Below are 7,581 nucleotides of genomic sequence, written 5' to 3' on the forward strand. Positions count from 1 at the left end.
GTCGCGTGCGTCCACCGGTCGCCGACCTCGGTGCGGTGGCCTGCGCCGGCGCGGCCGGGGCGGCCAGCGCGATGCCGCTGGGCTTGCGCGCGCCGGTGATCTCCACCAGCTTGCGGTCGCCGGGGCGGACGTCGACGCCGTCGGTCTGCACGCCTGCCTTGCGGGTCATCGCGGCGACGTCCTTGCGCTCCTCGTCGGTGACGAGGGTGACCACGACACCGTCCTCACCGGCGCGCGCGGTGCGCCCGGCGCGGTGCAGGTAGGCCTTGTGCTCGGCGGGCGGGTCGAAGTGCACGACCAGCGAGACGCCGTCGATGTGGATGCCGCGCGCGGCGACATCGGTGGTCACCAGCACCGGCACCGAGCCGTCGGCGAAGGCCGCCAGCGTACGGGTGCGGTTGTTCTGCGCCTTGCCGCCGTGCAGCGAGCCCGCCGCGACACCGGCGCCGCGCAGCTGCTTGGCCAGCCGGTCGGCGCCGTGCTTGGTGCGCACGAACATGATGGTCAAGCCCTCGCGGGCGGCGATCTCGGTGGCGACCGAACGCTTGACGTTCTTGTCGCGTACGTAGAGCAGGTGGTGCGACATGGTGGTCACCGACGCCTCCGGCGGCGCGGTGGAGTGGGTGACCGGCTGGTGCATGTAGCGCTTGACCAGCTTGTCGACGTCACCGTCGAGGGTGGCCGAGAACAGCAGGCGCTGACCGTCTTTCGGCGTGCGGTCGAGCAAGCGGGTCACCTGGGGCAGGAAGCCCATGTCGGCCATGTGGTCGGCCTCGTCGAGCGCGGTGATCATCACGTCGGACAGATCGGCGGCGCGCTGCTTGATCAGGTCGTCGAGCCGTCCGGGGGTGGCGATGAGCAGGTCGACGCCGCGCGCGAGCCGGTCGGCCTGGCGCTTGATCGGCGCACCGCCGACGACGGAGGCCACGCGCAGGCCGAGCGAGAGCGCGGCCTCGTCGAGCGCGCGTTCGATCTGGGTCGCGAGTTCTCGGGTGGGCACCAGGACCAGGCCGCGCGGGCGGCCCGGCTTGGCGGACGCGCCGGTGAGCCGGGTCAGCATCGGCAGGCCGAAGGCGAGGGTCTTGCCCGAGCCGGTCGGGCCGCGGCCGAGCACGTCACGCCCGGCGAGCGCGTCGCCGATGGTGGCGGCCTGGATGGGGAAGGGCTTCTCGATGCCCGCGTTGCGCAGGGTCTGCACCAGTGCGACGGGCAGACCGAGGTCGGCGAAGGAGGCGTCGGGACGCGGAGAGGAAGACAAAATGGCCTTTCGTTGGGCTGCGCATCGCGCTGGAAGATGACCGGCGCCGATGACCCGGATACGCCGACGGCATGCACGGGGTGCGGCCCAGCAGGAAGGACCGATCTCCCAGGATAGGCGGGATCGGCGGCGCGTGGGTAAACACGCTGGTCAGGTGACTGTTTGTAGCGAGGATTGTGCGGGTTGGTCCGGCGGCGGCGCGACGCGTCGATCGGGTCCTCGTCAGGCCGGACGCGCGGCGACGAATCGCCAGGTCAGCCCCGGAAGAGGCGGTTGAGCTCCTGTAGCCACGGCACCGCGACCGCGAGGGTCGGCACGACCAGGATGGCCGCCGAACCGAGGTAGGCGACGGTGGCGACTCTCACGTCGCCGGTGCGGCCGGCGAGCCGCTGGATGCGGATCAGCGTGCTCGGTCCGCCCGCGGCGAGCGCGCCCTGCGGTGCGGTCGACTTCGCGCAGGCGACCAGCGCGCGGGCCAGCGGCTTGGGGCCGGTCACCTTGACGGCGGAGTCGTCGGCGAGCAGTTCGATCAGCAGTTTCACCGAGCCGAGCGCGGCCTTGCTGCGGACCACCCGGGGGAACGCCTCGTGCACGGCGGTGAACGCCTCGAGCACGAGGTCGTGACGGGCCCGCAGATGGGAGCGCTCGTGGCTGACGATCGCGGTGACCTCGGCATCGTCGAGGCTGGTCAGCGTGCCTTCGCTGAGCACCACCCGCTGCCGCAGCCCGGGCAGGCAGTAGGCGATGGGTTCGGTCGCGGCGAGCACGCGGATATCGGCGGCGCGGCGGACCGGCCCGCTCTGATCCAGCAGATCGACCAGCATGCGATGCCGGGACCTGCGGCGACGGGTGTGCACGCCGACGCGCACGATGGAGAAGATGAGCCGGGCGCCGATCATCAGGGTCAGCGCGAAGACCAGCACGTAGATCGTCCACAGCGGCAGACCGAGGGCGTCGATCTCCTGGGTGGGGGAGGTGGTCGGCCTACCGTCGGGGCCGGGCACGAGCAGCAGGCTGGCGATGGCCAGCCCGGAGCCGAAGGCGCTGAGCACGGCGGCCAGCGCGATGGCCTGCCACAACACCAGGGCCGCGCGCGGGGACCGATGCACCCAGGTCGCGCGGCTGAGCAGCGCTGGTACCGGCCCTGCGAGAAGCAAGGCGAGACCGGCGAAGACTGCCGCGGTTGCGTTCATCGACTCTGCTCACTGCGTTGTGGGACCAGGGGCGCTCACGTCGTTGTGAGAGCCGCCAGGGAGTCTAGCTGCTCTTCTCGTCGGATTCGAGCTTGGCGAGTGCCTCCCGGAGGGCATCGGCCTCGTCCTTGCCCACCTGTTCCACGAAGTGCACCAGTGCCGCGGCACGGCTGCCCGCCGCGTCGGCCTGCTGCAATGCGTCGACCATCAGGCTCGCGACGAGTTCGTCGCGGCTGTGTACCGGTGCGTATCGGTGGGCACGATCATCGCGCCGCTGCACCACCAGATCCTTCTTCGCCAGCCGCTGCAGCACGGTCATCACTGTCGTGTACGCGAGCTCGCGCCGTGCGGCCAGTGCTTCGTGGACCTGCCGCACCGTCTGCGGTTCGTCGGCCGACCACAACTGGTCCATGACCGCTTTTTCGAGTTCGCCGAGTCCTGCCATCCCACAATTTTACGGACTCAACGACAAAGATGCGTACTACAGATTGTCGTAACGGGGGGTTTGCTGGTGTGTCATTCGTCATACCCGTCCGCGCCGTGCACGTGCCGGGTGCCGATCGGGACGATCATCGGCCGCCCCGAGACCGGATCGGTGAGCACGGTCGCGTCGAGTCCGAACACCTCGGCCAGCAGCTCGGCGGTGACGACGTCGGCGGGCTTCCCCCGCGCCACGATGCGCCCGGCCGACATCACCACGAGCTCGTCGCTGTAGCGGATGGCGAGGTTGAGATCGTGCAGCACCATCACCACGGTGCGCCCGAACTCGGCGTGCAGCCGGTCGACGAGGTCGAGCACCTCGAGCGAGTGCGCGAGGTCGAGGTAGGTGGTCGGCTCGTCGAGCAGCAGGATGTCGGTGCCCTGGGCCAGGGCCATCGAGATCCAGGCGCGCTGGCGCTGGCCGCCGGAGAGCTCGTCGAGGGTGCGCTCGGCGAGGTCGGCGATGCCGGTCTGGGCCAGCGCGGCGGCGACCTCGGTCTCGTCGTCGGCCGACCACTGCCGCAGCCAGGACTGGTGCGGGTGCCTGCCACGGGCGACCAGATCCGCGACCGTGAGTCCCTCCGGGGCCACCGGGGTCTGCGGCAGCATGCCGATCACCCGGGCGACGTCCTTGGTCTTCATCGACGAGATGGCCTTGCCGTCGAGCACCACCTGTCCCTCGCGCGGGCGCAGCAGCCTGCCCAGCGACTTGAGCAGCGTCGACTTGCCGCAGCCGTTGGGGCCGATGACGGTGGTGACCACGCCGGGGGCGATGTCGAGGCTGAGCTCGTCGACGATCACCCGCTCGCCGTAGCCGAGGGAGACGCTGTCGGCGGCGAGGCGATGGGCGGGGCTGGTCATGAGAGCGTGGCCTTCCGATTCATGCGGACGAGCAGGTAGAGCAGGAACGGCCCGCCGAGCGCGGCGGTCACGATGCCGACGGGCAGCTCGACGGGAAGCAGTGTGCGCGAGATGATATCGGCCGCCGCGACCAGCCCGGCGCCGGTCAGCGCGGAGGCCAGCAGTGGTTCTCCCGGCGTGCGCAGCGCCATCCTGGCGATCTGCGGCGCCGCGAGCGCCACGAAACCGACCGGCCCGACGGCCGCCGTGGCCACCGACGCCGCCACCACCGCGGCGCCGATGAGCAGCGCCTGCTGGGCCTGGATGCGCACGCCGAGCACCCGGGTCGACTCCTCGCCGAGGCGCAGCGCGGCCAGCGTGCGCGCCGAGACCAGCGCGACGACGGTCACCAGCGCCAACGCGACCACGGCGGGCGCGACCCTGGCCATGTCCGCGGCGTTGAGCGACCCGGTGAGCCAGAGCTGGGCCCTGGCGGCATCGGTGAGGCTGGCCCGGGTGAGCAGCCAGCTGATCACCGACAGGAGTACCGCGTTGACGCCGATGCCGATGAGGACCAGGCGGAATCCCGTGACCCCGCGTTCCCCGGCCCGGCCGCGGCCCCAGGCGAGCAGATAGATCACGACCGCCGTCAGCAGCCCGCCGGTGAGCGCGGCCAGCGGCGCGCCGAGGGCGGCGATCAGCCCCGTGGTCGCGCCGCCGCTGCCGACCAGCACCGCGACGGCGCCGACACTGGCGCCGGTGGTGATCCCGAGGACATCGGGTCCGGCCAGGGGGTTGTGCAGGATCGACTGCATCAGCGCGCCGGACAGGCCGAGCGCCGCGCCGACCACCACGGCCGTCAGCGCCCGCGGCAGCCGCGACTCGATGATGATGAACCGCTGCGACCGGGTGCCACCGCCGCCGAGCACATCGAAGACCCGGCGCAGGGGGATGTGGGTCTCGCCGACGGCGATGTCCAGGCAGAACAGCGCGAAGACCAGCGCCGCGAGCGCCAGCACGGCCCCGAACAGCACCGGTCGCCACACCAGCGACACCGGCCCGATCCGCAGCGCGGGGCGCACCTTGCGCAGGGCGGCGCCCGCGTCGGTGGGCTTGTCCGTCTCGAGTGTGCTCACAGCGTCACCAACTTCTTGCGGCGCACCAGCGCGATGAAGAACGGCGCGCCGATCGCCGCCAGCATCACGCCGACCTGGAGTTCGCCCGGCCGGGCGACCACCCGGCCCGCGATGTCGGCGACCAGCAGCAACAGTCCACCGATGAGTCCCGAGTAGGGGATCAGCCAGCGATTGTCGGGGCCGGTGATCGTGCGCGCGATATGCGGCACCACCAGGCCGAGGAAGGCGATCGGCCCGATGGCCGCGGTGGCCGCGCCGCTGAGCAGCACCACCGCGAACAGCCCGAACGCGCGCGCCCGGCCGACATCGACGCCGAGCCCGCGGGCGACGTCGTCGCCGAGGCTGAGCAGGTTCAGGCTGGGCGCCGCGGCGACCGCCATCGCCATGCCGACCACGAGGAACGGCAGCACCTGCCAGAACACCCCGCCCTCGCGTCCGTTCACCGTGCCGACGACCCAGAACCGGTAGGTGTCGAGCGCGGCGTTGTCGAGCACGACCACGGCGTTGGTCATCGCCTGGAGGAACGCGGTGACCGCCGCGCCGGCGAGCACCAGGCTCAGCGGACTCGCCTTGCCGCCGCCGATCGAGGACACCCCGAACACGACCACCCCCGCGATCGCCGACCCGGCGAAGGCGAACCAGATGTACTGGCTCGGCGCGGTGAAGCCGAACAGGTAGATGCTGAGCGCGGCCAGGAAGCCCGCGCCCGCATTCAGTCCCAACAAACCGGCATCAGCGAGCGGATTGCGGGTATACCCCTGGATGAGCGCGCCCGCGATGCCCAGTGCCATCCCGGCGACCAGGGCCAACGCGGTGCGCGGCAGACGCAGCTCACGCACGATTTCCTCGGCGGTGGAGCGGGCCGGGCATCGGAACGGGCCGCCGTCGCAGCCGAGAGCGTGTGTGACGGCGTCGAACACCGTGGCCGGTGCGAGCGAGCGGGTACCGATGGCGATGCTCGCCACCACCGCGACGGTGAGCAGGACAACGAGCAGAAGAAGGCCGGTCAGACGACGACGTCTGACGGTGCCAGGGTGGATCACGGCGACGTACTTCTCCTGACTCGAATCCGGACACGACTTGTGAAGTCTGGTAAGCCTAACCTATGTTCCGAGACATCATCGTCACGGGAACCCATTGTTCGAGGAGGTTCGATGCCCGAGCCCGTCACCACCGTCACGTCCCGCAGCACCGCCGCGTTCGATCGCGCGTGCGCCCGGTTGCAATCGCTGCAACCCGAACATCCGCGGGTCTATGCCGTGGCGGCGATGGCCGGTCAGGGTAAACGCCGCTGGTGGCACGTGCCGAACGGCCTGTCCGAGGGCCGCGTCGAACTCATGTACCGCAGGCACGCCGCCGAGATGATCAACGACGACATCGCCGCCGAGGTGGTGGCGACCGCCCTCATCCACGCCGTCGCGGGCCGGGTGACGGCCCTGTTCGTGATGGCCGGCCGCGCCTGGGACCCCGGCCGCGACAACCTCTGGATCCACCACGACAACGACGGCGGCATCGACTGGGCGGGTTTGTCCGACACCACGATTCGCGTCGTCGACGGTGACCCCGAGGTCGACGAGCGCGACACCGTCGCCCTGCCCTGCGAGGCGGCGATGGCGGTCTGGCTGGCCCAGCGGTGCGCGTCCTCGCTGATCCCGCTGCAATCGGTGCTCACCCGCTGCTCGGGCCTGCCCGCGCGCCGGTTCTGGTCGCTGGTCGGCGAATCCGTCATCGGCGCGGCGACCTACGTGCCCGACCTGGCTCGCACCGACGCCACCGCGGGTGCCCGGCGCGGCCAGCTGCTGCTCGGCGCGCTCGAGGATCGGGGCCTGCCGGTGCGCCGGACCAGCTGCCTGCAACGCTAGGGATCGGTCGACGCGCGCAGCGCGGCGGCGAGTTCTCGGAAGGACCGCAGCAGCAGCTCGCCGTAGTGCTCCGGGTCCGGCATCATCGCGGGATTCGTGGTCACCGCGATGACGATCTCGTCACCCTGCGAGGTGATCAGGTGCCGCAGGCCATCACCGTCGAGGATCGGCAGCGCGCCGACGACCCGGCGGATCGGGCGGTCGCAGAAGACCAGGGTGTCGGTCACCGGCGGCACGTTGCTGATGGTGGTGTTGCACAGCGGTACCGTCGCCGCGTCGTCGAAACGTCGTTGCGCCCTGGCCCATCCGGCGGCGCGCAGCAGCAGGGCGGGCGCGGTCTCCACCCGGCGGTCCCCACGCCGCACCACCGGATCGGCGGTGCGCTGTTTGGCCAGGTCCGCCGATCGCTTGAGCGCGGTCAGCCGGGCGAGGGGGTCGGTGCGGTCGGTGTGCAGGTCAACGATCATCTGACTGAGCTGATTCGCCGAATCCCAGTCGGCGACACCGCGCATCGACATCGGCACCATCGCGGCGAGCGAGCCCTCGGGCGTCTCGTCGTGCTCGGCCAGATAGGCGGCCAGCGCGCCGGCGATCGTCGTCAGCATCAGGTCGTTGATCGTCACCCGCTGCGGCGCGGCGGTCTTCGCGGCAAGCACCTCCGGCAGCGGAATCGGGAACAGGTGAAAGGTGAGCTCCGCGTGGATGTCCCGGTTGAACCGGGTCGCCGGACGCTCGGCCACCGGCTCGTGCACGGCGCCCGCCTCGACCAGCGCGCGCAGTTCGTCCCGCGCCGCGCGGGCCCGCCGCAGTCC

At 71.3% G+C, this 7,581-nt stretch carries 8 protein-coding genes; 1 reads left to right on the forward strand and 7 read right to left on the reverse strand.

Annotated elements, in window-relative coordinates; genetic code table 11:
• From V8688_RS30285 to V8688_RS30310, 6 genes are all read right to left on the reverse strand, one after another.
• Positions 1-1,258: DEAD/DEAH box helicase (locus V8688_RS30285; RefSeq protein WP_342802228.1), on the reverse strand; the 1,258-nt coding region annotated here is incomplete at its 3' end.
• Positions 1,259-1,512: 254 nt separating this feature from the next.
• The gene (locus V8688_RS30290) at positions 1,513-2,451 is read right to left on the reverse strand and encodes a M56 family metallopeptidase (RefSeq protein ID WP_218715956.1); all 939 of its coding nucleotides are present in this window, start codon (positions 2,449-2,451) and stop codon (positions 1,513-1,515) included.
• A gap of 64 nt (positions 2,452-2,515) precedes the next feature.
• Complete coding sequence (locus V8688_RS30295) at positions 2,516-2,896, reverse strand: BlaI/MecI/CopY family transcriptional regulator (protein WP_019047691.1); 381 nt, start codon at positions 2,894-2,896, stop codon at positions 2,516-2,518.
• Positions 2,897-2,967: 71 nt separating this feature from the next.
• Positions 2,968-3,792, reverse strand: a complete 825-nt coding sequence (locus V8688_RS30300; RefSeq protein ID WP_342802229.1) for an ABC transporter ATP-binding protein — start codon at positions 3,790-3,792, stop codon at positions 2,968-2,970.
• Positions 3,789-4,907: an iron chelate uptake ABC transporter family permease subunit gene (locus tag V8688_RS30305; RefSeq protein WP_218715954.1), complete on the reverse strand. Its 1,119-nt coding sequence runs from the start codon at positions 4,905-4,907 to the stop codon at positions 3,789-3,791. The genes V8688_RS30300 and V8688_RS30305 overlap by 4 nt, the downstream gene beginning before the upstream one ends.
• A complete protein-coding gene (locus tag V8688_RS30310) occupies positions 4,904-5,950 on the reverse strand; it encodes an iron ABC transporter permease (RefSeq protein WP_218715953.1) in 1,047 nt (348 codons plus the stop codon). Before V8688_RS30310 ends, V8688_RS30305 begins: the two co-directional genes overlap by 4 nt.
• Before the next feature lie 111 nt (positions 5,951-6,061).
• Here V8688_RS30310 and V8688_RS30315 point away from each other — a divergent pair, with 111 nt between their 5' ends.
• Positions 6,062-6,769 carry a hypothetical protein gene (locus tag V8688_RS30315; protein ID WP_218715952.1) on the forward strand — a complete coding sequence of 236 codons (708 nt, stop codon included), beginning with the start codon at positions 6,062-6,064 and terminating at the stop codon, positions 6,767-6,769.
• Here the strand turns inward: V8688_RS30315 and V8688_RS30320 are convergent.
• Positions 6,766-7,581: WS/DGAT domain-containing protein (locus V8688_RS30320; protein ID WP_342802230.1), on the reverse strand; the 816-nt coding region annotated here is incomplete at its 5' end. The two genes, V8688_RS30315 and V8688_RS30320, sit on opposite strands and share 4 nt — an antisense overlap.

It is taken from the genome of Nocardia sp. No.11, from assembly GCF_038752175.1.
Lineage (GTDB): Bacteria > Actinomycetota > Actinomycetes > Mycobacteriales > Mycobacteriaceae > Nocardia > Nocardia canadensis.